The sequence below is a fragment of the Herpetosiphon giganteus genome, assembly GCF_016907925.1.
Lineage (GTDB): Bacteria > Chloroflexota > Chloroflexia > Chloroflexales > Herpetosiphonaceae > Herpetosiphon > Herpetosiphon giganteus.
The window spans coordinates 40,880-65,597 of the sequence record NZ_JAFBCZ010000027.1 but is presented as its reverse complement, the minus strand read 5'-3'; the positions used below and the strand labels follow the sequence as shown (position 1 = coordinate 65,597).

The window sequence follows — 24,718 nt, the reverse complement described above, 5'->3', positions numbered from 1 at the left end:
GGGTGTCATTTTGTTTGCGGCGTTAAAAAACGCCAGGTGCTTGGGTTGAACCAAGCACCTGGTGAGAAGATTAGCCAAAGAACTAAAGTTTAGTTGCGGCCAACCACTGGCAAGTAGACAGTTTGCACTGCGCCTACTTGTTTGGTGACAATCGTCTTGTTGCCATAGCTATCGGTTACTTCCACCCGAACCGTGTAGGTCATGTCGGGGTCAGTATAGGTATGGCCAACTGGCGTGCCGGCTGGGGTCGTAACGATGGCTGAGCCATCGCCGAAGTCCCAGCGATATTCGACTGGCACTGCATCGTACTCTGAGGTCAAGTCAACATCGAACATGGTTTGGGCACCACTTGGGGTGGTCAAAATCATGCCGGTTGCATCATCCCACAAGACTTTGAAGAAGGTTTCGAGCAACTCTTGACGGCTGGTGGTGCCGCTCAAGTTGTTGACCCCTTCTAAGCCGAAAGTGGTGTAGATCGAGCGACCCAAATAGCTGATGCCTGGATTTTCCAAGGTTGGTTGAGCGCGATGGTAGCGACCAGTTGTCGCTTCTTCTTCACCAGCAATCGAGAACAATGAGCGAATCAACTCATCGCGATTTGGATCGAAGTCGGTGCCATATAGCGACTCAAGGGCATCAACACTGCGTTGGTTGCGAGCGCCGTCGCCCAAGCTAGCATTGATGTTGATTTCCATATCTTGGAATACTGCTGGCGCTTGGGTGGTAGCGGTCAATGGTTTGGTAACCGTAACCACGTTCGATGAGTTGATGTTAGGGCGCAGGAACTCACCACTCAAGACACTGGCATAGAAGAATGATTCAGTGTCGGTGCTGGTTGAATTGAGCACTTGAGCCAAATTCTGACCCATCGCGATGATCGTCCCGCCGTTGTTGGCGTATTCGGTCAAGCGATCCATATCCAGCGCGGTCAATGGGGTTGCAACCGTAAACGCACCGTTGCGTTGATCGTAGTTACCAGTGAAATAGATAATCGCTTTATAGGGATACAGTTCTTCAGCTGGTGGCAAGAAGGTGCTGACGCTGCCAGCCAAATCATCAACATCCAAGACTTGATAGCTCAAGCCAATTTCTTCAAGGGTTTCAGTGTAGTAGCGAGTCACATCGATGTATGCACCACCGAGCGATGCGCTACCGTCGTTATCAATCACCAACACATCAACATTAGCAGCAGGCTTGGTTACCCGTGCCCAAGCTGGCATGTGGGCATCGTGGGTTGGGCCATCAAGCACAATAAAGCCTTGATTATCGCCATAGCCACGGCCAGCCATGCTGTTGAAGGTTACGGTGAATTGTGCGCTACCATTTGCTGGCACAGCAATCGTATTGGCAGCCAGCGTTACGCCAGCCATTGGGGTAATATTGTTGAAACCACCACCAGTATATTGGGTGCTGATGCTATAGGTTTCGGCAACATTGGTTGCGTTGGTGACCGTCACCAAAATTGATTTGGTCGTGCCGCTCAAAACTTGGCCGAAGCTCAAGCTTGGTGGGCTTAAGAAGACACCTGGGTTTGAAGCTTTGCTCAAATCGATCCGGCCAGCGCCCATATCCAATGGTTGGGCTGGTGAACCATCAGCGACCGTAACCCCAATGTACTTCGAGGTGCTCATCAAGGCCGATTTAATTTGGTCGTTGGTCCAGCTTGGGTGTGCTTGGCGTAACAAGGCTGCTGCACCAGCAACGTGAGGTGCTGCCATCGAAGTACCCGATGCAGTGCCATAGCCAAGGTGACGGGCTTCGCCAGTCGCGCCTGGGGTGTAGCCATGTGAAAGGATATTCACGCCAGGAGCGGTTACGTCTGGCTTCAAAACATCGCCAACGCCTGGGCCACGGCTGCTAAAGCCAGCAATTACGTCTGGGGTGCTGGCGGCAACATAGGTCGATGGGTTAATTGAAGCAACCGAAGCTGCACCGTTTTGGTTATACCAGTTGACCAAGCCAGTGCCTGGCGTAAAGCCAATCATAATCACTGGAATGGTTACTTGAGCGCCAACAGCACCAGCGCCCATGTTAATCAGCGTATTGCCATTGGCTGCATTGTTGTAAATCACAACATAGCTAGCACCAGCATTTTGTGCATTGAGGGCCTTGACCCCAAACTCACAATCGCCACGCTGAATCAAGGCAATTTTGCCAGTGAAGGTGCCGGCAGCAAATGCGGTACAACCGGTCAGATTGGCTGGGGTAGCTGCACTGCCTGGCATATATGGTAAGTTTACAATGCTATTAACAGGTGCACCAAACGCCGCTGCTGCAATCGGAATCGTTTGCAAAGTTGGTGAGATTGGCGTTGGTTGGGTTACATCCAAACGACCGGCAGCAAACGTGCCTTGGGTCGTGCTGGCTGCTACCACAATATATTCATCTGATGGGTGATCTGAGGTACCTTTGTTGGGGCCAGCATTGCCAGCCGACATCGACACAAAGATCCCAGCATTTGAGGTGTTGATCAAGGCAGTATCAAGGGCATCGAATTCGCCACCCAAGCTACCTGGGCCACCGCCCCATGAGTTGTTAACCACATCGGCTTCGTCGGCCACAATATCTTCAAGGGCTTCAATCCCTTCAGCATTGTAGAACGAGCCAATCCCGTTGACGCTGGCATAAAACACCCGATAGCTCATGATCCATGCTTTCGGTGCTACGCCGCTCATTGATGGAAAGTTCAAGCCGCTAAAGGTTGCGGTTACAACATCGCCAGCAGCAATCCCAGCGGTGTGCACACCGTGAGGGGTGCCATTCACACCTGGCCATGGGTTTTGGTCGCCATTAGCTGGGCCGTCCCAATCGCGGAAGTAAGCGCGTGAAGCAATGATTTTGCCGTTGTTATTTTGAGTCAAGCCCAAGCCGTTGGCTGGATAGTCTTCTGGGTAGTCGTAGCCGACACCGCTGAACATTGGCGCATCTTTGTGCACGCCACCGTCCATCGAGGCAACCTTAATCCCAGCGCCAGCATTGCTACGGCCCCCAATTTCAGCACTGTTCCACAGAGCTGGTGAACCAATCAACGTATTGCTCAAGTGCAAATCTGCTTGTTGGGGCAAGTCAAGGTGCACAGCTTTGACGTTTGGCAATGCAGCCAAAATCTTACGGGCATCATCACGTTTGGCATTGCCAACGTTCACGGTCATCCCGTTGAAGACCACGCTATAACGCAGTTCGTCTTTCGCGCCAAATTCATCGACGAAGGTTGAAACACTTGAGCCTGGCAATGCTTTGCTCATATCTGCCACAAAGAGGTTTTGTTCAGCCTCTAATTGCGCCAGATAGGCTTTGGCATCAGCAGCCTTAAGATTTAACCGTTGGTTGGCAGTACGAGCCTTATTGGTGCTTTTGCTCCAAGCAGCCAATGCAGGTGATTCCAACTCTACAATCAAGCGTGGCGAAGCTGTCACAGCCTCAGCAACACCATCGCTGGTTATAGGATTTGAATCAACAGTTACTGGAACTTTTTGCGCTGTTGTAGCGACTGGCTGTGCAAATAAGCTAATCACCAAGGTGAGTAAGCTGAAAATTACAGCCCAACGTGGAAGGAAACGATTCACCAGTCCTCCTTGTAGCGCTTTGCCAAACCCTACCAAATGACCGTGGTTAGCAGTGGAGTTACCTGTGGATATTTCATTGAGGTAGGCGGCGCTAAAAATGCAGATACCGAATATTATGCACTGATCTGTAGAGTTATGCAAATACGCTTAGCAACGCTCCTCCTAGCTGAAAACATCGCTCCAATAGATCTGCATAAGCAAGGGCGAAGCCTCATTATTAGTGCCTTCGCCCCTAAAATCAACGATCACAAACTCTTGACTCAAAACGATTTATTGGCCAGCTTGGTTCAAATAGTCAACCGCAGCTGCGGTTAATTCGAGCTTGGCGGCATTGATCAGATCGTTAACTTGATCAAGATTGGTGGCACTCGCAATCGGCGCAGTAATGCTTGGCCGCGCAATTTGCCATGCCAAGGCTACTTGGCCAGGGGTTGCCTGAAATTCAGCAGCAACCTCATCAAGCGCCTTAAGAATCGCCCAACCACGTTCATTCAGATAACTCCGCACGCGCGAACCACGGGCACTTTGGCCCAAATCGGCTTCACTGCGATATTTGCCAGTCAAGAAGCCTGAGGCCAAGGTTGAATAGGGAATCACGCCCACATCTGCTTGTTGACAAACTGCTTCTACATCGCCTTCATAACGGTCACGATCATAGAGGTTATACAACGGTTGTAGGCTTTCATAGCGGGGCAGATTATGCTGCTGGCTAATATCCAGCGCTACTTGCAAGCGTTCAGCACTATAATTCGAAGCGCCAATTGCCCGAACTTTGCCTTGTTGAATCAGCTCACCAAACGCACTCAGGGTTTCTTCCAACGGCGTTTCAGCATCATCAACATGGGATTGATAGAGATCAAGGTACTCGGTTTGCAGCCGTTGCAATGAGCCAGCAATTGCCTTGGCAATATTGGACTTCGATAAGCCTGTGCCAGCGCCAACTTTGCTTAAAATAAGCAGATCGTCGCGGCGCTGCCGTTGTTTAATCCATTCGCCAATGATGGTTTCCGATTCGCCACCCTTGTTGCCCTCGACCCATGCCGAATAGACATCTGCTGTATCGATTGCATTTAAGCCTGCATCGACAAAGGCATCAAGCAAACGAAAGCTTTGCGCCCGATCAATCGTCCAGCCAAAAACATTGCCGCCAATTACAATCCGGGGAATTCGTAGTTCCGATTTGCCAAGTTGACGTAGTTGCATCAAAAAAATCCTTCCATACCCACAGCAAGCGTTGCTGGATGCTTTCCTCATATGGTAGCACTAGAATATGCACTGAGCCATGCAGTTTGCTGCTTAATCAACAAAACCTACCCTTTTCAGGATAGGTTTTGCGAACCATCAATTAATAGCTAAACCGTTATTGCAGTTCAGCCAAGAAACTTGTGCCATGCAATGGAGCTTCCAAGCCAAAAATTTCAGCCAGTGTCGCCGCCAGATCGCTCAGGGTTTGGCGCGTACCTAAATTAACCGGTTTTGCCAAGGCTGGGCCAAATACCAACAGCGGCACATACTCGCGGCTATGGTTTGAGCCAGGCGTGGTTGGGTCAACACCATGATCAGCAGTAATCACCACTAAATCGCCATCCTTGAGTTTGGCTTGAATCTCCGGCAAGCGCTGATCAACCGCATGTAAGGCGTTTGCATAGCCAACTGGATCATTGCGATGACCATAAATCATATCGAATTCGATTAAGTTGGCGAACAAAAGGCCTTCAAAATCTGCATCAAGGAATTCGATAATCGCTTCTAAACTTGCAGCATTATCAACGGTATGGTTTGAAACGCTAATCCCACGATTGCCAAAAATATCGTCAATTTTGCCAACTGAGTAGACGCTTTTGCCCGCTGCTACCAATTTATCCAAAATTGTTGGCGTTTCTGGAGTTAGGGCATAATCGTGACGACGCGCGGTACGTTTGAAATTTTCGGGGCTATCGCCAATAAATGGCCGCGCAATTACCCGCCCAACTGCATGCTCACCGACTAAGAGCGCGCGGGCTGCTTCGCACATCGCATACAATTCGCTTGGCGCAATCACATCTTCATGGGCTGCAATCTGAAACACGCTATCAGCCGAGGTATAGACAATTGGCGCACCAGTGCGAATATGCTCCATACCCAATTCTTCAAGAATTTCAGTGCCCGAGGCCGATTTATTGCCAAGCACATCGCGGCCAATCTGTTGTTTAAATGGTTCGATAATTTCAGCAGGGAAGCCATCGGGATAAACTGGAAATGGTGTTGCCAAGACAATCCCCATCATCTCCCAGTGGCCAGAAACCGTATCCTTGCCCTTGGATAAGGGCTGCATTTTGCCATAGCTACCCTGCGGCGCTGTTGGGCAAGCGACACCTTTGATTTCGCTGACGCAACCAAGCCCAAAACTGGCCATCGTTGGTACGTTCAAGCCATTGACTGCTGCCGCCGTGTTGGCCAACGAGTGGCTGCCAACATCGCCATATTCCGCAGCATCGGGCGCTTCGCCAATGCCCACGCCATCCAAAACAATCACGGTTACCCGTTTAATATCCATGAAAATGCTCCTTATAAACAGTAGATTGACCAGCTTAACTATTAATGGTTGCTTATTTTAGCAAAAGGTCGAAATGCAACACTTCGTCAATTCGTGTCGTTCGCGGCTCCACACGAGAGTTCGGGGGTCTTCCAAGGGTAGGTTTTAGATTCCCTCACCCCCTAGCCCCCGCTCCCGTCGAACGGGCGAGGGGGAACCACCGACGCTGTGCTCCCCTCGCCCGCGTTCCGTGGGAGCGGGGTTGGGGGTGAGGGAATGAACCATGGTTGCCAACCCAATAAACCAGTACAAATAGCCAAAAGCCTAGAGCCTCATGCCTCACTATTATACGAGATAGACCTGAACAAACGAACGATGGTAGAATACTCGTCGGATTCATGTAGCTGAGGATGGATACCACTATGCGGCGCTGGTCAATTATGAGCTTACTATTGCTGCTGATTTTGGCAAGTTGCGGAGCTGAACAAGCTGCGCCAACCAGCCAAGGCCAAACAGGCAAACTCAAGGTTGTTAGCACGGTTTCGCCAATTACCAACATTATTCACAATATTGCTGGCGATAAAATTAGCTTAATTGGCATCGTGCCCGAGGGCGTTAATTCGCATACGTTTGAGCCAGTGCCTTCAGATGCCAAAACCTTGGCTCAAGCCGATTTGATTTTCATCAATGGACTTAATTTAGAGGAGCCAACCCACAAATTGGCCGAAGCCAACAAACAACCAAGCGCCGAAATCATATTGCTCGGCGAGCAAACGATTACCCCAGAGCAATATGTCTACGATTTCTCGTTTCCCAAAGAGGCTGGCAGCCCCAACCCCCACCTCTGGACCCACCCGCTCTATGGCTTGCGCTATGCAGAGATTGTGCGCGACAACTTAGTGCGCCGCGATCCCAGCAATGCCGACTATTACAACGCCAACTATGCCGCATTCAAAACTCGCGTCGAAGCCTTTGATGTAGCAGTAAAAAAGACGGTTGAAAGTATTCCTGCTGAAAACCGTAAATTGCTGACCTACCACGATTCATGGGCCTATTTCGCGCCGCACTATGGCATGACCGTGATTGGGGCAATTCAGCCAGCCGATTTCTCCGAGCCATCGGCCAGAGATGTTGCTGATTTGATCACCCAAATTCGCGAGCAAAAGGTGCCAGCGATTTTCGGCTCCGAAGTATTTCCTTCGACAGTGCTTGAGCAAATTGGCCGCGAAACAGGCGTAAAGTATATCGATAGCTTGCGCGACGATGATTTACCTGGTGAAGTTGGCGCAGCCAATCACTCCTACCTCGGCTTGCTCACCGAAGATTTGCGAATTATGGCCGAGAATCTTGGCGGCGATCCAAGCTTAATTGCCAATTTCGATACCAGCAACATTCCAGGCAGCGATAGCAACGTCATCCAACAGCAATAGGGAGCAAGGCTTGTATGCAGCCAATTATTGAGTTACGCAATGTCGGGTTGCGCTATGCAGAGCGCCTCGTGCTCGATCAGATTAATATTCATCTGCACCATGGCCAATTTGCGGCGCTGGTTGGGCCAAGCGGTGCTGGCAAAACCAGTCTATTGCGCTTAATTTTAGGCTTGCATGCTCCCAGCCATGGCCAGATTTTGACTCATGGCAAGCATCCGGTCGATGGCCAAATTCCTACGATTGCCTATGTGCCACAGCTAGAAACGGTCGATTGGAATTTTCCGGTGACGGTTGAGCAGGTTGTGGCCATGGGCTTGGTGCGCCAAGCGAATCCATGGCCGTGGCTGCGCAAAAGCGAGCGCCAAGCAGTGCAAGCAGTACTGGCCCAACTCGAAATTGAGCAATTGGCCAAACAACACATTCGCAATCTTTCGGGCGGGCAGCAACAGCGGGTCTTTTTGGCCCGCGCCTTGGTTGCCAAACCAGCCATGTTGGTGCTCGATGAACCAACCACCGGGATTGACCCACGGGTGGCCGAAACAATTTTGCACCTGCTGGCTGAGCTAAATCAACAAGGTATGACGATTTTAATGACCACCCATGATTTGAATGCTGCTGCAGCCCATGTGCCGTGGATTATCTGCATGAATCAAACAATTATCGCCCAAGGCACGCCCGAAGCGGTGTTTACCCCCACCGTACTTGAGCAAACCTATCATAGCGAAATGGTTGTAGTGCGTCATGAAGGCATGCTGTTAATTCAACAACGCCCGCATGGTCATAGCTACCGCGATTTAATTCCCAACCCAATTATTGGCGAAGTGCTTAAACCAGCCATGGAGAATTCAAGTGAATCAGCTTTTAGAACCGCTGAGCTTTAGCTTTTTTCGCTATGGCATCGTTGCCGCAGTGCTGATTGGCAGTTTGTGTGGCCTATTGGGCGTGTATATTGTGCTGCGTGGCATGAGCTATATTGGCCATGGTTTATCGCACGCAATTTTTGGCGGCGCAGTTGTTTCGTTTGTGCTGGCCTGGAATTTCTACCTTGGGGCTGGTTTGTGGGGGTTTGCTGCCGCAGTGCTGATTAACCAAACCGCGCGGCGCACCAAAATTAATGCCGATGCCGCAATTGGCATTGTGACAACAGCAAGTTTTGCGATTGGCGTGGCCTTGATTAGCCGCTATCGCAACTTTACCCGCTCGTTTGATGCAGCCTTGTTTGGCAATATTCTGGGCGTAACCAGCAGCGATCTTTGGGCAATCGGCGGAGTATGCATCATGGTCGGGCTGGTGGTGTTTTTCAGTTACAAACAACTGCTGTTTATGACCTTTAATAATGATGTGGCCCAAGTCTATGGCGTGCGCACCAACTGGCTGGATACGTTGTTTTCGTTGATGTTGGCTGCAACCTTAATCGTTTCGATGAAAATTCTGGGCGTGACGTTAATCGCTGCTGCCTTGGTTATTCCACCAATTACTGCGCGGCTTTTGACCGATAGCTTTCATCGGATGCTTGGAATTTCAACCGTCATTGGCGGGGTAACCGGCTGCGTTGGTATGTACCTGAGCTATTTCTTCGATTTGGCATCGGGAGCCACGATCGTCTTGACCCAAACTGGCTGTTTTATGCTGGCCTTGGGTATTGCAGCCTTGCGCAAACAACTGCGCAGCCGCATGATTCACACCCACGTTTAGCGTGCCAAGGCTCGCAACTGGGTTGGATGCTCGATATAGCGCGTCAAGATGCCCCGTAATTCAGCCAATGAGAACGGTTTCGCCAGAAAATCGGTAAAACCTGCTTCGCGGCACGCTTGGCGCGTATCCTCACCTGCATAGCCACTGACGGCAATCACCGGAATATCAAGGCACTGTGGATAACCACGCAGTTGTTGCAACAGCTCAAAGCCGTTTTCGCCAGGAAATGAGAGATCGAGGAAAATTAACTGGGGATGGAGCGTGGTAAGCGCAGCCCGCATTTCATCACCGCTGCTCACCGTCACCACCGTATGCTGCGAGCGCGACAAGATGCGCACCCAAAACGCTTGCATCAAGCCACTGTCATCAATTGCTAAAATAGTTGCCATCTACTTCCTCCTTGGCAATGCTCCATTCACGCTAAAATGCAGCCTCGCGTGCAACAGCACAACTTCAATATGGATAGTCTACCCCTAACACGTAGGCAGAAATGAGGCGCAATAGTGTTGTCTTCAACGGACGGAGAGTAATATAGCCATGGGGGACAATTGGCCTATGCATTGTAGTTTTTGCATGCATGGAAATGCTGAGCTTGGTAAGATCCCCTCACCCTAACCCCTCTCCCACGCGGTGGGCGAGGGGCTTTTCATGGTGTGGTTCTTGGACAATTCGTTGGAAAACACGGGCGAGGGGGCTGGGGGTGAGGGATTAAAAGCTCATTTGAGCTAAATCGTGAGTGCTGGTTGTCCACAGCAAACTATCCAAAACGACAGCTTGTACGCCAAGCGCTTGCAGGCTGGTGATGCTAGCAAGGCTCGGAGCACTACAAATTAATGATTTATCGCTCAGTTCGCGCAGCCGTTCAACCCCCCAAAGCAACAATGGCTCAACCGCAGGCCCGAGCAAACGCCCATAGTGCTCTCCATGCTTGGCTCGCGGCCCCGAACCAAGCATGATGCCATCGATTGCTTGGGGAATCGTGGTTAATTGGCTAATTTGATCGGTTGCAACGTGCAGCAGCAGCGGAGCTTCCCACTGATGTCGCACCAATTCGACCCAGCGCGCAAGGTGTTGCAATTCGCCACTTTGCTCCAAATCGAGCACAACTGCCGCCCACTCGCCTTCCTGCAAATTGCGCAATAATTCCTGGAGGTCTTGCAGGCTGCGTGGTTGTAACGTCAGCAACACAGGCAGATTCAGGGTTTGCCAATGCGCAGCATCGCGTTGCGCCCGCCGCCATGTGCGGGTCGATGAGCGATACAACACACCGCCAGTGATTGGTAGCAGTTGCAGCGCTTGATCGCGGGTTCCCAGCGGATCGGTAATAATTGCCCCAAGATTCGCCATATTTGCCAAGCGATCAGTGCCTGCGCCAAAGCCACCGCAGCGCCCAAGCACAGCGTTGGTGAGCGTCAAGCCATACGGGTTGTGGGGCGCAAGATCAATTGGCATCGCTTGGGGTTCCTTGGGTTTGGTCGTGCTTTTTCAAGGCTTTTTCAATATCATCAACCAACGTGCGCGCTTCTAAAAGATCCAAGTGGGTTTGTTCGTGGGCATATTGAATCGCCGCCAAACGATCGCCGCGAATCAACAAGTCCAAAATATCTTGGCGCACATCATCGCGAATGTTGGTAGTACGCACATGGCGATCCATCGCTCGCGCCTGAAAGCGCAAGCGTTCGCGATAGGTTTTGGTGCGCATAATCAGCAGGGTAATTAAGCCAATTGCCCCGATAATAACGACCAGCGCGCTCATAATTCCGTCCATAGCTATGCCCTCGATAGTTTAAGCTTGTGGCCATTCAATGCTGGCAAACGCTTGTTGGCCTGGCCCTTCGGAAACCCAAACCCCAACCATTTTAAGCGTATTAACCCCATCTTGGTGCAAGCGCTCGCTTAATTCGGCACAAAAATAGCTTGCCAATAGCTCAGCCGTGGTGTTTTCAATTGGCAGCAGAATCACTTCGGCCAGCGGAAAAACATAATATTTTTCTTCGTAGCGCACCGTAATGTGCTGCTCGGCTTGGCTATAGGCAATTTTTGCATTCTCAGCAGCCAACAACACCCGATGATCGAGCGTGCGCGCAATTTCAGCGGCATGTTTTTTCAACACGCCAAAATCTACCACATACTTATCTTCACCCAAAAAGCCTTCGACCTCGACGGTTACGCGATAATTATGCCCATGCAGGCGTTCACATTTGCCGCGCATGGTAATAAAATGCGCCGCTGCAAACCCAAGCTGATCCTTGGTGACTTGCAAGCGATAAATACGTTGGCTCATGCCAGAGACTCCTCAATGTGGCAGGTATAACAATGTTGGCACAACCGAAACGGTACGCCTGTATGACACGGAGTAACTAGATTTTCCCGCGAACCACAACAGCGACAAACACTGAGATTTTCAATATCATCAGCGCGCCAAAGTTGCGCCCGTAGCTCCAATTTGGGAATTGGCTCAGTGCGGAGAATTGCTAAATTGACACAAACCGCCGCCGGAAAAATTTCCTCGACGTTGGCATACAGCAATTGGGGATTCCACACCACCTCGTCACCGACACAAATATCTTTCATGCGTGGATGTTGGCGAATTTTAAATTTCATAATGTCACAACGACTACTAGCAATGGGCTGATTAATAAACAGTGCTAGTCATATTCTAGCGCATCTGTGCAGCGGTCGCCAAATCCGCAGGCGTTACAGCGCCATGGTTCTTCGTGCGAACGGTCAACCTCAGTTAGCGTCAGATCAGCGCGCATGGTTTCGAGCGTTTCGATCAAGGCCTGATAGAGCTGATCTGTCCAATCGACCTGAAAAGTATGCTGGGCGTAGCGCAACAAGCCATAGCGCGGCGCAACCCCAGTTGCTTCTTCAAGCAACAAACAATAGGCCGCCAGCTGCAAAATATCGCCTTGGCGTGGGCTGGTTGCTTGGCGCTGCGGCTTAACCTCAACTGGAATCAAGGCCTTACCATCGGCCAAAACGTAATCGGGCTTGCCAGTTAATTGATAACGGGCTGAAAATAAGGGTTTGCTCAATTCGCGCCGCGTTGTATCGTGATAAACCACTGCACGCCAAGGCAGGCCAGTGCTAGCACGCAAGGCATTGCTTCGCCGCCACAGCCACAGACCAAGCAAACCCAAAATAATCGCTAGCCAAATCATGCAAATACCAAAGCTAAGGCTGCTAGCAACAACAAACCAATGGCTACAGTACGCAACCATTGGCTTTGTTGAAGGTCTCGGCCATGGCGTTGATGCGCCAGTTCGCCTTGGGCTAAACGTTCAGGAAAGCGTCCTTGCCAGCCGCATTCACGCCGCAACCACCAAGCTCTGGCACAAAAATCATATTCGCCAAGCTCGCTGGCGCGGATAATCGGCTTACGCGCTGGCATTGGCTTACGGTCTAACGATTGGGGTTGGCGTTGGCGGCATGGTAATCGCTGGCTCGCCACTAATGATATTGCGCACGTCGGAAACCGTGATTAACAGCATCAGACCAAGCAACATCATCATGCCAATTGCATGCACCACTGCTTCGCGCTCGGGCGGAATTTTTTTGCGCCGAATGGCTTCAATCAAGGCAAAAATAATCCGGCTGCCATCAAGCGCTGGAATTGGCAGAATGTTGATCAAGGCCAAGTTCAAGCTCAACAAGGCGGTAAAGTTCAGATAATCGCGCAAGCCTGAGCGAGCTACTTGCCCCGTCAGGCGGGCGATACCGACTGGACCAGCCAAGCCACCTTCTGGCGCTGGATTCGTGCCCAGCAAGCCGCCAATCAACATCGCAAAACCCATAAACATTTCGCCAAGCAAGCGAAAACTATAGGTAAAACCATTGACGATTGCTTGAAAAATGTTAACTGATTCGCGCGGATTGCCCAAGCCAACGCCAAAGCGGTAGCGTTGCGCTTCGGCACTATATTGGGGCGTAACGCTCAAAGTTTGTTCGACACCATCGCGTTGCACAACGACACTGACTGGTTTACCATCGCTGGTTTCGACCAATTGCCGCACTTGTTCATCGGCGCTAATTGGCGAGCCATTGATCGAGACAAACACATCTTCAACCACAAAGCCTGCTTTCGAAGCAAATTCGTCGGTTGAAGCAACCATCACTTTATCAAGATTTGGGTAGCCCCAAATTGCAAAAATGATTGCAAACATAATGATTGCCGTAATCACATTGGCAATCACGCCAGCTGCCATCACTGGAATCCGGCGGCGTGGTGGCGCAGAGGCAAGGCTATCAGGGTCGTCGAAGCCACCTTCTTCGCCAGCAAAGCGCACAAAACCGCCAAGTGGCAACCAATTGAGCGTAAACGGAATGCCCTTACGCACGAACAACACTTTGGCGCGTGGCGGTAACCCAATGCCAAATTCTTCGATCTTAATGCCCATTTTGCGGCCAACCCAATAGTGGCCTAGCTCATGAACAACAACTAAAAAGCCTAAAGCGGGAATAACCGCAAGCCACGCCAAACTGCTAAAATCCATAAAGATCTCCCGTGGATAGTGGTGTACGGCTACGCAAGCCGCGATTGAATCTTACTTGAGTTACCTAGTAGCGTCAACCGCTTTTGATGAGCAAGTTGTTAACAAGGATGAAGTCAAAAAAGAGCATAGAGCATAGAACATAATCCTCACCATCTGTGGCAATCTGTGGCCAACGGCAAGGATGAAGGATGAAGGATGAGGGATGAAGGCAAATGCAAAAGCTAAAATGGGGATCGGGAATTGGGGATCGGGAGTCGGGGATTAGATGCTGATTTTTGTAAATAGAAACAGTATTCGTGAAATTCGTGGAATTCGTGGCTAAAAACTTGTACTTTGTGAATCAATAGCTTGATTGCTAATTTCTATGTTCTATGCTCTATGTTCTATGTTCTCATTTAACCAACTTAGCAATTTGGATTATAATCAACGTGCTGGCCAATACAGAAGTAGGGCTGAATTGGTCTTGTCGTTTTCATTTTTGCGGGAGGTCGAAGATGCCCTTCTACCACAAACTTGGCAACATTCCACACAAGCGCCATACCCAATTTCGCAAGCCAGATGGTTCGTTGTATTCGGAACAGTTGATGGGAACCAAGGGATTTAGCGGGGTCGAAGCCCTGTTGTATCACCATTATCCCCCAACTGCGATTCTCAAAGTCGAAGATCTCGGTTCAACCGCGATTGAGTTGGAGCCAGATGGGGCGCTGCGCCATCGCCACCTCAAAACCTTTGCCCACAAACCAGGCGGCGATCCCATCGGTGGCCGTAGGATGTTGTTGGTCAACAACGATGTGCGCATGGGAATTGTGCACCCAACCGAGCCACAAACCTATTTCTATCGCAATGGCGAAGGCGATGAAATGCTCTTCATTCACGAAGGCGAGGGCGTGCTCGAAACAATTTTTGGCAATATTCCCTATCGCCGTGGCGATTATTTGGTAATTCCGATTGGCACAACCTATCGGGTCAACACCAACGGCACGCCAACCAAAATGCTAGTGCTCGAAACCGTGGGCGAAATCACCACCCCCAACCGCTATCGCAACGAACATGGCCAATTGCTGGAGCATGCGCCGTTCTGCGAACGCGATATTCGGGTTCCGATGGAGCTTACGCCCCACGATGAAAAAGGTGAGTTTGCCGTGCATGTGCGCGCCCATGGCCGCATGACCAAGCATGTGCTCGACCATCATCCATTTGATGTGGTTGGCTGGGATGGCTATCTCTATCCATTTGCCTTCAATATCGAAGATTTCGAGCCAATTACTGGGCGCGTGCATCAGCCGCCACCAGTGCATCAAACCTTCAGCGGGCCAAATTTTGTGGTCTGCTCGTTTGTGCCACGCATGTTTGATTATCATCCTGAGGCGATTCCAGCGCCCTACAATCACTCAAATGTTGAGAGTGATGAAGTGCTGTATTACGTTGAAGGGAATTTTATGTCAAGACGCGGCGTTGATCTTGGCTCGATTACCTTGCACCCATCGGGCATGCCGCACGGGCCGCACCCAGGCACGGTCGAAGGCTCGATTGGCAAGGCGGCGACCGAAGAATTAGCGGTGATGGTCGATACCTTCAAGCCACTGTACCTGACCAAAGAAGCCTTGAGCATCGAAGAGCCAAGCTACACCTATTCGTGGGTCAACCACTAAACACCGCCACAGCTCAATAATTAAGATCCCTCACCCCAACCCCTCTCCCGTCGAACGGGAGAGGGGCATTTATTTGGCATTTTTTAGTAAATCATCAGCGATTATTGCTGCAACATCACTCACGTTTGACGGAAGCTAGGAACTAGCTACTCAAACGGCAATAATTAAATTTAATAATTATGCCTTCAAGCACGCATTTTTGCGAATCACACGGCGTAGTACAATTTGGTTATGCAGATCGCGCCAATCCTACCTTGGTAACGATCCCATCCTGAATCAAACTTCGGTGCTGACTGTGGCCTTTGCGCATGATTGACAAGCATTCGACAACTCGCTACAATAGCACCACTAGGCAGTGGTGACACCAATGCACGATGAATCTCTCATTGATCAACTCAGTGATTTAGGCTTAAGTCGCTATGAATCAACGGCCTATTTGGGGCTACTCGGTCGGCAATCGTTCTCGGCGGCGCAGCTCGCAACCCATACCAGCATTCCGCGCCAACGGATCTACGATGTGTTGCAATCGTTGTCCAGCAAAGGCCTAGCCCATGAACGGATGGGGCCACGCCGCACCTTTGTCGCGGTCGCTCCAGAACAAGCCTTGCCAGCCCTACTTGCCGAGCGGCGCAGCGTGATGGAACGCGAATTGGCCGATGCCCAAACCATCGCCCAAAGCCTTGTCGCTACCATGCAGCCAATCTACACCGAAGGCAGCAACGAAGATAATCCGTTGGATTATATTGATGTGTTGCTTGACCCACGCCAGATTAGCGCCCGTGCTTGGACCTTGGCCCAACAAGCCGACCACGAAATTTTGGCCTGTTTCAAACGGCCACTCGTTTCGAGCCTAGAGGAAAATGTGGCCGAAGTGCGCGAACCACGCTCGCGCGGCGTGCAATACCGAGCTTTGTATGAACTGAGCGCCTTGGAAGATGAACAATTGCGGCCAGTGTTGGCCCAATTTCGTAGCCTTGGACAAGAATTACGGTTCGTGCCACAACTACCAATTAAAATGAACTTATTTGATGGTCGGGTGGCCTTGCTTTCACTGCAAGATCCCATCACGGGGCGACCATCGATCACGGCGTTATGTTTGAATCACCCATCGCTAGCGCAAACCCTGCGGGTCGCGTTCGAGGCATTCTGGGCGCAAGCTCAGCCCTATAGCGATTAATTGTTGCGGCGTTTTCATCAGAAGGAGCCTATCAATGACGATGGCAGAACAAGAAACCACCACTACGACTGATCCTTTAGCATTACGTGGCATCGATTATGTCGAGATGTATGTTGGTAATGCGCGCCAAGCAGCTCATTACTATCGGACGGCCTTTGGTTTTACGCCAGTTGCCTATGCAGGCTTAGAAACTGGCAGCCGCGACCGCGTTTCGTTTGTCATGCAACAACGCAATATTCGCTTGGTCTTGACTGGCGCGCTTAATCCGGATTCACCAATTGCCGAGCATGTGAAATTGCATGGCGATGGCGTAAAGGATATTGCGCTCGAAGTTGACAATGCGACTTCGGCGTTTGAAGCAGCCTTGGCTCGCGGCGCAACCGCTGTGCTAGAGCCAACCGTCTTGGAAAGCAAATGGGGCAAAGTCGTCAAAGCCACGATTCGCACCTATGGCGATACAGTCCATACGTTCGTTGAGCGCGACGGCTATACTGGCACGTTTATGCCTGGCTACAACAAGGTCAAAAACCCACCCAAGTCGGAATCCACTGGCTTGGCAGCGGTTGACCATATCGTAGGCAACGTCGAGCTTGGCAAAATGGATGAATGGGTCAATTTCTATGCCCGCATCCTTGGTTTTAGCCAATTGCAACAATTTACCGACGACGATATTTCAACCGAATATAGCGCCTTGATGTCGAAAGTTGTGCAAAATGGCACAGGCCGGATCAAGTTCCCAATCAACGAGCCAGCAGAAGGCCGCAAAAAATCGCAAATCGACGAATATCTCGATTATTATTGTGGCCCAGGCGCGCAGCACATTGCCTTGATTACGCCTGACATTATTCAAACTGTCAAGCATTTACGCGATAATGGCGTAGAATTTTTGCGCACGCCAGATACCTACTACTCAGCGTTGGCAGGCCGCGTCGGCCATATCGACGAAGACTACAATACCTTACAAGAACTGGGTATTTTGGTCGATCGCGACGACGAAGGCTATCTCTTGCAAATCTTCACCAAACCAGTTGGCGACCGCCCAACCGTGTTTTACGAGATTATTCAACGCAAGGGCAGCCGTGGCTTTGGCGCAGGCAACTTTAAAGCCCTCTTTGAAGCGATTGAACGCGAACAAGCCAAACGTGGCAATTTGTAATTAATCGCCGCACCAAGCCCGCAACGCTGCCCTACTCAGCACTGCGGGCTTGGTGTTTCTCACATTAATCCATTAATTAAATAGCTGCCCAGCCTGCATCGGCGGGAATAATCGCGCCGTTAATTTGGTGCGACTCGTCTGAGGCCAAAAACAAGGCTAAATTGGCAATGTCGGTTGGTTCGAGATAGGCTGGGGCAAGCGCAGTAAACTCGCTCACCCGCGCTGCATCAGTTGGATCGATCGTGCTGCGATTCATCGATTCGACGATGTTGGTTTTGGTAGCGCCTGGGCAAATTGCGTTACAGCGAATATTGCGTTTGGCGTAGATCCAGGCTGTGTTGCGCGTTAGCCCAACCAAGGCATGTTTCGAGGCGGTATAGGCCGCACCCGCCGAGCCGCCATGAATTCCCGCGGTTGATGCAACATTGATGATCGAGCCGCTGCCCTGCTCCAACATATGCTTGATTGCGCGCCGACTGGTAAACATCGGGCCTTCAAGGTTGATGCCCAACACCCGTCGCCAAGTTTCGTCAGAAACCTCAGCGATACCTTGCATCGAATCCATCACGCCAGCATTATTGCAAAGCACATCGATCTGGCCATAGGTGCTGATGGCTAAATCAACCAAGGCTTCAGCGCTTGCTTGCTCGGCAATATTGCCTTGAGCACCAACCACCGCTGCCCCAGTGGCTTGAATTGTGGCCAGCGCAGCTTCCAGCCGCTCAGCATTCCAGTCGCCAAGCACCAATTTGGCTCCTTCGGCAGCAAAACGAGTTGCCATCGCCAAGCCCATCCCTGAGGCCGCCCCGGTAATCACCACAACTTTATCCTGTAAACGCATCGATCAACTCCTGTAGGTAGCATGAAAATTTGAAAGTAACAGCGAGCTAGAAGTTTACTGGTAGGGCTTTGAGACCACGTAAATTGATGTTATCGCGCCAAGTGATTTGCTCGCGCGGCACTGCTAAACGCAAATTAGGCATGCGTTGCAATAAGCTTGTGAAAGCAATTTCGCCTTCTAAGCGGGCCAGCGGCGCACCCAAACAGAAATGCACGCCATGACCAAACGCCAGTTGGCGGCTAATTTGGCGCGCAATATCTAATTCTTCGGGGTTTTCGAACACGCTTTCATCGTGATTGGCTGAGCCAAGCGCCACCAAGACCAAATCGCCACGCCGAATCTGCTGGCCCGCCAGCTCCAAATCTTCGAGCGCAAAGCGTGGGGCTGGGCTGAAAATTGGCCCATTAAAGCGTAATAATTCTTCAACCGCCGCCGGAATTAAACTTGGGTCTGCTTGCAAACGGGCACGTTGCGCGGGATAATCAAGCAACATCAACGAGCCAATACTCAATAAATTCGAGGTTGTTTCGTGGCCTGCGAAAATCAACAAGCCAGCAGTTGCTAATAATTCCGATTCGCTGAGTGCATCGCCAGTTGCTTCCAACTCGACCAATTTGCTAATCAAATCATCCTGCGGATTGCGGCGTTTATCGGCGATTAGCTTTTGCACATACATGGCAAATTCACGCAATTGGCCTTGGCTTTCTGGTCTATGGCTGGTCAGCGCATCCGACCACAAACGCATCTGGTCGCGCTCATGAGCTGGCACGCCCAGCATCTCGGAGATGACGTTAATTGGCAGCGGATAAGCATAGTCATGCACCAAATCCATCGAGCCTTGGGCATGCACCTGATCAAGCAATTCGTCGGCTAGCTCTTGGATGCGTGGGCGTAACTGTTCGATATAGCGTGGCGTAAACGCCTTGGCAACCAAGCTGCGCAAGCGCGAGTGCTCGGCTCCATCAGCACTGACCATCGATTTTGCACCCAAGAAGCTACGATCTTCTGCTCCGTCAGCGGCAGTTTGGCCAAATACACCAGCCCCAGGGTTGAGAATGGTCGCATCGACCGTAAAGCGGCTATCTTTTAACACCTGCACTGCTTCTGCATAACGGGTTACCAGCCATGTATCGGCTTTAATAAATTCATAGGGCGAGGGTACTGCCACAACTGCGGCTTTGGCGCGCAGATCGGCAAACAACGGATACGGATTTTCAATTGAGCTTGGTTGAAAAATTCGGGCAATTGAATCATCGGCATATATGTGCGCTTGTTGTTGGGTCATAGAAAGCTCCTTGCTTATTCGATGGCAAAAAATGGCATTAACTGCTTGTGGTAACGATGCCGCGAAAGAAGATCTGGCTAATATGCGGAATCAAATCGGCAGGGCTGAATTGGTTGCTGGCGATTAATTGCTCGTAGCCACGCAACGATAACAAGCCAATAAATGTGGCCACCATAATTGGCGTTGGAATCTGAGTATTGAGTTCGCCGCTGGCTTTGCCCTCGTCAAATAAGCTGCTCAGGCGGTTCGTGGCCTGGACAACTTGGGCTTGAAGCTGAGGACGTTTTTCAATCACTGCGTTGGGCAAGCCAATCCGATGATGCAGCTCGAGCAGCACCCCGCTGTGTTGGCTATTCAAGCCAGCATAGGCATAGGCCAAAATCTGCTCCAAACGTGCGCAAACCGAACTCGGTTCTTGCAATACGCGATCAAGCATCGCCAGAAAATCGCTAATTTGTTGGGCAATCAGGGCCTCAACTAAATCCTCTTTGCTAGCAAAATGTTGATAGATTGCGCCTTTGGAGATGCCAACTTGGCCTGCAATCTCGTCAATCGAAGCCTCGTGATAGCCCTTGGCAAGAAAGACTGCATGCGCCGCCGCCAAAATCATGGCCTCACGCTGCTCGCGCTGCCGCTCTTTCAAGGGACGTACCAGCTCCTGAGAATGTTCGCTTGCTTGATTCGCTGCCATATTTGCCTGCTTCTAACGCTATTTGTGAGCAATTTCGACTCATCAGTATTTTAATGACTCATCAGTCATAAATATACTATCGATTCAAAGAAAGTCAATACACGAAAGATTAAGGATAGAGAAGAACATAGAGCATAGCGAAAGGATGAAGGATGAGTGATGAAGGATGAAAGGCCAAGTCAGAAATCAGAATGCAAAAAACATTTAATGCAGCGGCGCAGAGCAAATAATGTATGAATTATGAATTATGAGGGATGAAAGGCAAAATCAAATAAATCTGGGCAATCTGTGGCTAGAAACTTAACCTTCGCGCCCTTCGCGCTCTTCGTGGTTTCACTGCTTCGTGGATCAAATTTAACGCAGACGCTCAAGGAGAAGGATGAAGGATGAAATTTAACGTAGAGGCGCAGAGTTGCGAAATTATGAGGATGAAGGATGAATCCCATAGGCTATAGCCAAAAGTCTATAGCCTAATCATCATAATCTGTGCCAATCTGTGGCTAAAAACTTAACTTTCGCGTTCTTCGTGGTTTCGTGCGCTTCGTGGAGCAAATTTAAAGCCCAAAGGACACGAAGCATCATTTTTCGTGTCCTTCGTGGGTAAAAATTAATCTACCGATCCCCAGCCCCTAACAACCGATCCCCAATTATTACAACGGCATATTGCCATGTTTGCGCGGGGGCAGGCTTTGACGCTTAGTGCGCGATAAGCGCAACGCTTTGATCAAGGCTGGGCGGGTTTCGCGTGGCTCGATCACCGAATCAACATAGCCGCGTTCGGCAGCAATGTAGGGGTTAGCAAAGCGTTCTTCGTAATTGTGAATTAGCTCGGCATTGGTCGCCACTGGATCTGCTGATTCGGCAATTTCTTTGCGGAAGATAATCGAAACCGCGCCGCTTGCGCCCATTACGGCAATTTCGGCGGTTGGCCAAGCAAAGTTGAAATCGGCGCGAATATGCTTCGAGGCCATCACGTCGTACGCGCCGCCATAGGCCTTACGCGTAATCACAGTCAGCTTTGGCACGGTCGCTTCGCAATAGGCATACAGCAATTTTGCACCATGGCGAATAATCCCGCCATACTCCTGATTGGTGCCAGGCAAGAAGCCAGGCACATCCACAAAGGTAATCAACGGAATATTGAAGGCATCGCAAAAGCGTACAAAGCGCGCACCCTTGACCGACGAATCAATATCCAAGGTTCCGGCCAACGCGGCTGGCTGATTGCCAACGATGCCCACGGGCATGCCATCAAGCCGCGCAAAGCCAATGACCAAATTGGGCGCAAAATGCGGCTGAACTTCGAAGAAAAAGCCATCATCAACAATTAATTCGATCACGGCTTTCATATCGTAGGGCTTTTTGGGCTGATCGGGAATAATGCTTTGCAACGCGTCATCCATGCGCTCAGGATCATCGGTTGGCTCAATAACTGGCGCATCATCCATATTATTCAGCGGCAGGAAGGAAAGCAGGGTGCGCAATTGCTCGAAACATTCATCTTCATCATCGGCGGCAAAATGGGCAACCCCAGATTTGCTGTTGTGGGTCATCGCGCCGCCCAATTGCTCTTGAGTCACTTCCTCGCCGGTCACAGTTTTAATCACATCTGGACCAGTGATGAACATCTGCGATGAGCCTTTGACCATCAAAATGAAGTCGGTCATGGCCGGCGAATAAACTGCGCCACCAGCACATGGCCCGGCAATAATCGAAAGCTGCGGAATCACGCCCGAAGCCACAACATTGCGATAGAAAATTTCGGCATAGCCGCCAAGCGCCACTACGCCTTCTTGGATGCGAGCACCGCCGCTATCGTTGATGCCAATCAGCGGCACGCCCATGCGCATTGCCAAATCCATCACTTTGACGATTTTTTCGGCAAACACTTCGCCCAACGAACCGCCAAGCACCGTGAAATCTTGCGAAAACACGCAAACTTGGCGGCCATCGATGGTGCCATGGCCAGTAATTACGCCATCGCCGAGGATGCGCTTATTTTCTAGCCCGAAGGCGGTCGAACGATGCACCGCCAAAGCATCGAGTTCAACAAACGAATCGGGATCAAGTAAGCGCTCGATCCGCTCGCGGGCAGTTAATTTGCCCCGCGCATGTTGCTTTTCGGCAGCCTTGGGATCGGTGGTTGCTGCTTGTTCACGTCGTCGCCGCAACTCAGCGATTTTTTCTGCTGTTGTCGTCATTGACAGATCTCCCACAGAATAGCGCTAGCCGTAGCAGGTTGGGAATGCAATCGCTACGACTAGGGCAGAATTTAGGCAACTGTTTGAGCTAGATTATTAATTACGTCAACTAAAATGCGCCGTTCAGCTTGTTTGATGCGTTCATGCAAACTGTCTTGATCGTCGTTGGGCAAAACAGCAACCTCAGCTTTGGCCAAAACTGGGCCAACATCAACGATTGGCGTAATTTGGTGCACCGTGCAACCAGTGACTGGCACACCCAAGGCCAAGGCATCGCGCACTGCATGCGCCCCACGAATCGCCGGAATTTGGCGGCCATCGCTGAGCGTGTAGAATTCGCCGCCATCGTCGGGCAACAAAGCTGGGTGCTGATTGATGATGTTGGGAGTCCAGCGCTCAACAAACGCTGCTGGCATGACCTTCATCCAGCCCGCCATCACAATCAAATCGGGAGTAAAAGCCGCCAATAGTTGGCTAATTTGCTCGGCCCATTGCTCGCGGCTGGCTTTTTTGGCCAACGGCACGCAAATTACGGGAATTCTGGCGGCCAAGGTGCGGCTGATTGCTTGGGCTTTGGGTTGGTCGCAAATGACCACATTGATTGTGGCCTTAAGTTGCTGCGCTTTTTGGGCATCGATCAAGGCTTGTAAATTCGAACCGCTGCCCGATACCATCACGGCAAGCCGCATCATTCTGCTAACCCCCGTGCGGCGATGTCGCTGCGCTGATATTTGCCAGCAAACTGTACCAATTCGCTCGCGGCGTAGGCTTTATCGCGGGCTTCGCGCAATGTTGGCGCAACCGCAGTAATGCCCAAAACGCGTCCGCCTGCGGTCACCAACTCGCCTTGAGCGTTGGTCGCGGTGCCAGCTTGGAAGGCCAAAACATCGCTCGGCAAGCGATCCAAACCAGTGATCACGTCGCCAGTGCGAGGTTTGGCGGGGTAGCCTTCAGCCGAAAGCGCTACACATACCGCCGCACCTTCGTGCCACTCGATGCTAACATCGGCCAGATTGCTGGTAGCAACCTTGTGCAGCAGTTCGAGCAAATCGCTTTTGAGCAAGGGCAGCAGGGCTTGGGTTTCGGGGTCGCCAAAGCGGGCATTAAATTCGATGACTTTTACGCCGTTGGGCGTGAGCATCAAGCCAGCGTATAACACGCCACGATAGGGAATATTACGCGCGGCCATGGTGCGCAGCACTGGAGTAAAAATCACATCGACCAAGGCTTGAGCCTCGGCATAGGGCAAGATTGGGGCTGGCGCGTATGCTCCCATGCCACCAGTGTTGCCGCCAGTGTCGTTATCGCCGATGCGCTTGTGGTCTTGGGCAGCAATCAGCGGTAGCGCGCGTTCGCCATCGCACAAGGCCAACAGCGAAACTTCGGGGCCAGTCAAGATTTCTTCAAGCACCAAGCGGTTGCCTGCGTTGGTCGCGGCCAATTCGCGAATCGCACTGATGGTAGCGGCAACATCGCCATCTTCGGGCACGATTACGCCCTTGCCAGCGGCCAAACCATCAGCTTTAACGACCCACGCTTGTTGCTCAGTTTCAACAAAAGCAATCGCGGAGGTGGGATCATCGAAGGTATGCGCGGCGGCGGTTGGCACGCCAGCCTCAAGCATAATCATTTTGGCAAAGGCTTTGCTGCCCTCAAGTTGCGCCGCCTCAGACGACGGCCCAAACATCGCCAAATCGACCGCATCGCAGACTTCGCCCAAGCCTTCGACCAAGGGCGCTTCTGGCCCAACAACCACTAAATCTATCTGTTCGCGGGTGGCTAAACCCACAATTCCCGCAGCATCGTCTGCGGCTAAATCGACATTTGTACCAAGCGTTGCCGTGCCGGGATTCCCAGGGACGATCCACAGGTGTTCGCATAAAGGCGATTGGGCGATTTTCCATGCCAAGGCATGTTCACGTCCGCCGGCTCCAACAAGTAATACTCGCATTGCTATCCTCAAATAGGCTCGTAACGGGTTCAAGCCCTATTATAATCCGAGAACAGCTAGTT

The 24,718-nt window shown here is 51.1% G+C and carries 23 protein-coding genes; 6 read left to right on the top strand and 17 right to left on the bottom strand.

Going from position 1 to position 24,718, the window contains the following annotated elements; all coding sequences use genetic code 11:
• Nucleotides 1-89: 89 nt before the first annotated feature.
• From JOD20_RS26770 to JOD20_RS20400, 3 genes are all read right to left on the bottom strand, one after another.
• Nucleotides 90-3,566, bottom strand: coding sequence for a S8 family serine peptidase (locus JOD20_RS26770; RefSeq protein WP_204757043.1), 3,477 nt, complete (start codon nucleotides 3,564-3,566; stop codon nucleotides 90-92).
• 270 nt (nucleotides 3,567-3,836) lie between these two features.
• Entirely contained in the window at nucleotides 3,837-4,769 is a 933-nt protein-coding gene (locus tag JOD20_RS20405) for an aldo/keto reductase (protein WP_204757042.1), read from the bottom strand.
• A gap of 157 nt (nucleotides 4,770-4,926) precedes the next feature.
• Nucleotides 4,927-6,102, bottom strand: a complete 1,176-nt coding sequence (locus JOD20_RS20400) for a phosphopentomutase (protein ID WP_204757041.1) — start codon at nucleotides 6,100-6,102, stop codon at nucleotides 4,927-4,929.
• A gap of 401 nt (nucleotides 6,103-6,503) precedes the next feature.
• Between JOD20_RS20400 and JOD20_RS20395 the strand changes: the two genes are divergently transcribed.
• Genes JOD20_RS20395 through JOD20_RS20385 form a run of 3 tightly spaced genes read left to right on the top strand, consistent with a single transcriptional unit; the run spans nucleotide 6,504 to nucleotide 9,206 of the window.
• Nucleotides 6,504-7,511 carry a metal ABC transporter substrate-binding protein gene (locus tag JOD20_RS20395; RefSeq protein WP_204757040.1) on the top strand — a complete coding sequence of 336 codons (1,008 nt, stop codon included), beginning with the start codon at nucleotides 6,504-6,506 and terminating at the stop codon, nucleotides 7,509-7,511.
• A gap of 14 nt (nucleotides 7,512-7,525) precedes the next feature.
• Entirely contained in the window at nucleotides 7,526-8,392 is an 867-nt protein-coding gene (locus JOD20_RS20390; protein ID WP_204757039.1) for a metal ABC transporter ATP-binding protein, read from the top strand.
• Nucleotides 8,361-9,206: an iron chelate uptake ABC transporter family permease subunit gene (locus tag JOD20_RS20385; protein ID WP_204757038.1), complete on the top strand. Its 846-nt coding sequence runs from the start codon at nucleotides 8,361-8,363 to the stop codon at nucleotides 9,204-9,206. The genes JOD20_RS20390 and JOD20_RS20385 overlap by 32 nt, the downstream gene beginning before the upstream one ends.
• Here JOD20_RS20385 and JOD20_RS20380 read toward each other — a convergent pair.
• The 8 genes from JOD20_RS20380 to JOD20_RS20345 form a co-directional block, all read right to left on the bottom strand.
• A complete protein-coding gene (locus tag JOD20_RS20380) occupies nucleotides 9,203-9,595 on the bottom strand; it encodes a response regulator (RefSeq protein ID WP_110515274.1) in 393 nt (130 codons plus the stop codon). The genes JOD20_RS20385 and JOD20_RS20380 overlap by 4 nt on opposite strands.
• A 319-nt stretch (nucleotides 9,596-9,914) precedes the next feature.
• Complete coding sequence (locus tag JOD20_RS20375) at nucleotides 9,915-10,658, bottom strand: hypothetical protein (protein WP_204757037.1); 744 nt, start codon at nucleotides 10,656-10,658, stop codon at nucleotides 9,915-9,917.
• Nucleotides 10,648-10,962 (bottom strand): hypothetical protein, encoded by a 315-nt coding sequence (locus JOD20_RS20370; protein WP_054533597.1) that lies wholly within the window; start codon nucleotides 10,960-10,962, stop codon nucleotides 10,648-10,650. The genes JOD20_RS20375 and JOD20_RS20370 overlap by 11 nt, the downstream gene beginning before the upstream one ends.
• 30 nt (nucleotides 10,963-10,992) lie before the next feature.
• Complete coding sequence (locus JOD20_RS20365) at nucleotides 10,993-11,490, bottom strand: 6-pyruvoyl trahydropterin synthase family protein (RefSeq protein ID WP_204757036.1); 498 nt, start codon at nucleotides 11,488-11,490, stop codon at nucleotides 10,993-10,995.
• Nucleotides 11,487-11,810 carry a hypothetical protein gene (locus tag JOD20_RS20360; protein WP_110515277.1) on the bottom strand — a complete coding sequence of 108 codons (324 nt, stop codon included), beginning with the start codon at nucleotides 11,808-11,810 and terminating at the stop codon, nucleotides 11,487-11,489. The genes JOD20_RS20365 and JOD20_RS20360 overlap by 4 nt, the downstream gene beginning before the upstream one ends.
• A gap of 44 nt (nucleotides 11,811-11,854) precedes the next feature.
• A complete protein-coding gene (locus JOD20_RS20355) occupies nucleotides 11,855-12,370 on the bottom strand; it encodes a CRISPR-associated protein Cas4 (RefSeq protein WP_204757035.1) in 516 nt (171 codons plus the stop codon).
• Nucleotides 12,367-12,600, bottom strand: coding sequence for a hypothetical protein (locus tag JOD20_RS20350; protein WP_204757034.1), 234 nt, complete (start codon nucleotides 12,598-12,600; stop codon nucleotides 12,367-12,369). Before JOD20_RS20350 ends, JOD20_RS20355 begins: the two co-directional genes overlap by 4 nt.
• A gap of 4 nt (nucleotides 12,601-12,604) precedes the next feature.
• Nucleotides 12,605-13,702 carry a M50 family metallopeptidase gene (locus JOD20_RS20345; protein ID WP_204757033.1) on the bottom strand — a complete coding sequence of 366 codons (1,098 nt, stop codon included), beginning with the start codon at nucleotides 13,700-13,702 and terminating at the stop codon, nucleotides 12,605-12,607.
• Nucleotides 13,703-14,196: 494 nt separating this feature from the next.
• Here JOD20_RS20345 and JOD20_RS20340 point away from each other — a divergent pair, with 494 nt between their 5' ends.
• The 3 genes from JOD20_RS20340 (at nucleotide 14,197) to hppD (ending at nucleotide 17,687) form a co-directional block, all read left to right on the top strand.
• Nucleotides 14,197-15,354 carry a homogentisate 1,2-dioxygenase gene (locus tag JOD20_RS20340; protein ID WP_204757032.1) on the top strand — a complete coding sequence of 386 codons (1,158 nt, stop codon included), beginning with the start codon at nucleotides 14,197-14,199 and terminating at the stop codon, nucleotides 15,352-15,354.
• A 367-nt stretch (nucleotides 15,355-15,721) separates the two neighbouring features.
• Nucleotides 15,722-16,531: a TrmB family transcriptional regulator gene (locus tag JOD20_RS20335; protein ID WP_204757031.1), complete on the top strand. Its 810-nt coding sequence runs from the start codon at nucleotides 15,722-15,724 to the stop codon at nucleotides 16,529-16,531.
• Between the two features lie 34 nt (nucleotides 16,532-16,565).
• Complete coding sequence (gene hppD / locus JOD20_RS20330) at nucleotides 16,566-17,687, top strand: 4-hydroxyphenylpyruvate dioxygenase (protein WP_204757030.1); 1,122 nt, start codon at nucleotides 16,566-16,568, stop codon at nucleotides 17,685-17,687.
• Nucleotides 17,688-17,763: 76 nt separating this feature from the next.
• Here hppD and JOD20_RS20325 read toward each other — a convergent pair whose 3' ends face one another.
• From JOD20_RS20325 to purD, 6 genes are all read right to left on the bottom strand, one after another.
• Nucleotides 17,764-18,528 carry a glucose 1-dehydrogenase gene (locus tag JOD20_RS20325; RefSeq protein WP_204757029.1) on the bottom strand — a complete coding sequence of 255 codons (765 nt, stop codon included), beginning with the start codon at nucleotides 18,526-18,528 and terminating at the stop codon, nucleotides 17,764-17,766.
• Nucleotides 18,529-18,574: 46 nt separating this feature from the next.
• The gene (locus tag JOD20_RS20320; protein ID WP_204757028.1) at nucleotides 18,575-19,813 is read right to left on the bottom strand and encodes a cytochrome P450 family protein; all 1,239 of its coding nucleotides are present in this window, start codon (nucleotides 19,811-19,813) and stop codon (nucleotides 18,575-18,577) included.
• A gap of 37 nt (nucleotides 19,814-19,850) precedes the next feature.
• Nucleotides 19,851-20,504, bottom strand: a complete 654-nt coding sequence (locus JOD20_RS20315; protein ID WP_204757027.1) for a TetR/AcrR family transcriptional regulator — start codon at nucleotides 20,502-20,504, stop codon at nucleotides 19,851-19,853.
• A 650-nt stretch (nucleotides 20,505-21,154) separates the two neighbouring features.
• On the bottom strand, nucleotides 21,155-22,705 hold the full coding sequence (locus tag JOD20_RS20310; protein WP_204757026.1) for an acyl-CoA carboxylase subunit beta: 1,551 nt from the start codon (nucleotides 22,703-22,705) through the stop codon (nucleotides 21,155-21,157).
• 71 nt (nucleotides 22,706-22,776) lie between these two features.
• A complete protein-coding gene (gene purN, locus JOD20_RS20305; RefSeq protein WP_204757025.1) occupies nucleotides 22,777-23,397 on the bottom strand; it encodes a phosphoribosylglycinamide formyltransferase in 621 nt (206 codons plus the stop codon).
• Nucleotides 23,394-24,656 (bottom strand): phosphoribosylamine--glycine ligase, encoded by a 1,263-nt coding sequence (purD, locus tag JOD20_RS20300; protein WP_204757024.1) that lies wholly within the window; start codon nucleotides 24,654-24,656, stop codon nucleotides 23,394-23,396. The genes purN and purD overlap by 4 nt, the downstream gene beginning before the upstream one ends.
• Nucleotides 24,657-24,718 lie beyond the last annotated feature (62 nt).

Coding starts and splice junctions, on each gene's coding strand:
- JOD20_RS20405 (WP_204757042.1), bottom strand. CDS start 4,769: ATGCAACTACGTCAACTTGGCAAATCGGAACTACGAATTCCCCGGATT.
- JOD20_RS20400 (WP_204757041.1), bottom strand. CDS start 6,102: ATGGATATTAAACGGGTAACCGTGATTGTTTTGGATGGCGTGGGCATT.
- JOD20_RS20395 (WP_204757040.1), top strand. CDS start 6,504: ATGCGGCGCTGGTCAATTATGAGCTTACTATTGCTGCTGATTTTGGCA.
- JOD20_RS20390 (WP_204757039.1), top strand. CDS start 7,526: ATGCAGCCAATTATTGAGTTACGCAATGTCGGGTTGCGCTATGCAGAG.
- JOD20_RS20380 (WP_110515274.1), bottom strand. CDS start 9,595: ATGGCAACTATTTTAGCAATTGATGACAGTGGCTTGATGCAAGCGTTT.
- JOD20_RS20375 (WP_204757037.1), bottom strand. CDS start 10,658: ATGCCAATTGATCTTGCGCCCCACAACCCGTATGGCTTGACGCTCACC.
- JOD20_RS20370 (WP_054533597.1), bottom strand. CDS start 10,962: ATGAGCGCGCTGGTCGTTATTATCGGGGCAATTGGCTTAATTACCCTG.
- JOD20_RS20365 (WP_204757036.1), bottom strand. CDS start 11,490: ATGAGCCAACGTATTTATCGCTTGCAAGTCACCAAGGATCAGCTTGGG.
- JOD20_RS20360 (WP_110515277.1), bottom strand. CDS start 11,810: ATGAAATTTAAAATTCGCCAACATCCACGCATGAAAGATATTTGTGTC.
- JOD20_RS20355 (WP_204757035.1), bottom strand. CDS start 12,370: ATGATTTGGCTAGCGATTATTTTGGGTTTGCTTGGTCTGTGGCTGTGG.
- JOD20_RS20350 (WP_204757034.1), bottom strand. CDS start 12,600: ATGCCAGCGCGTAAGCCGATTATCCGCGCCAGCGAGCTTGGCGAATAT.
- JOD20_RS20345 (WP_204757033.1), bottom strand. CDS start 13,702: ATGGATTTTAGCAGTTTGGCGTGGCTTGCGGTTATTCCCGCTTTAGGC.
- JOD20_RS20340 (WP_204757032.1), top strand. CDS start 14,197: ATGCCCTTCTACCACAAACTTGGCAACATTCCACACAAGCGCCATACC.
- JOD20_RS20335 (WP_204757031.1), top strand. CDS start 15,722: ATGCACGATGAATCTCTCATTGATCAACTCAGTGATTTAGGCTTAAGT.
- hppD (WP_204757030.1), top strand. CDS start 16,566: ATGACGATGGCAGAACAAGAAACCACCACTACGACTGATCCTTTAGCA.
- JOD20_RS20325 (WP_204757029.1), bottom strand. CDS start 18,528: ATGCGTTTACAGGATAAAGTTGTGGTGATTACCGGGGCGGCCTCAGGG.
- JOD20_RS20320 (WP_204757028.1), bottom strand. CDS start 19,813: ATGACCCAACAACAAGCGCACATATATGCCGATGATTCAATTGCCCGA.
- JOD20_RS20315 (WP_204757027.1), bottom strand. CDS start 20,504: ATGGCAGCGAATCAAGCAAGCGAACATTCTCAGGAGCTGGTACGTCCC.
- JOD20_RS20310 (WP_204757026.1), bottom strand. CDS start 22,705: ATGACGACAACAGCAGAAAAAATCGCTGAGTTGCGGCGACGACGTGAA.
- purN (WP_204757025.1), bottom strand. CDS start 23,397: ATGATGCGGCTTGCCGTGATGGTATCGGGCAGCGGTTCGAATTTACAA.
- purD (WP_204757024.1), bottom strand. CDS start 24,656: ATGCGAGTATTACTTGTTGGAGCCGGCGGACGTGAACATGCCTTGGCA.